The sequence below is a fragment of the Enterobacter sp. BIDMC 29 genome, assembly GCF_019378755.1.
In the GTDB taxonomy this organism is placed as follows: domain Bacteria; phylum Pseudomonadota; class Gammaproteobacteria; order Enterobacterales; family Enterobacteriaceae; genus Enterobacter; species Enterobacter ludwigii.
Genome location: NZ_CP080000.1, coordinates 2,196,644 through 2,196,956 on the forward strand (window position 1 = coordinate 2,196,644; position 313 = coordinate 2,196,956).

Annotated in this window: 1 pseudogene; it reads right to left on the bottom strand. The window is 47.6% G+C overall.

The features are described 5' to 3' along the window. Positions 1–313: pseudogene (locus JTA15_RS21795) on the bottom strand (LPS O-antigen chain length determinant protein WzzB); the annotation flags it as partial.

A 313-nucleotide genomic window follows, 5' to 3' on the forward strand; every position in this document is an offset into this window, starting at 1 on the left:
TATACATGGATAGTGTCAGGGTTAACGTTCAGCTTTTCGATATCCAGCAAGTTCTGCTTGGTCTGGTAGTACGCTCCTGAGAACACCAGCGGACGAGACGCTTCGTTTTCAATCATCGATTTTAACGCTTCGCTGCCCAGCAGGAACATGGTTTCCTGCGTCACGTCCTGAGTTTGCTGAATCTGTGGAGAAGTGATTTTGGCCGCTTCAGCGTTCTTCAGCGCTTCCGTAATCTGTTTAATGCGCAGATCTTTTTGCTCCTGAGAGACTTTCTCCTGGTTTTCCAGAGAGTCGTTAAGGGTTGTAATCTGCT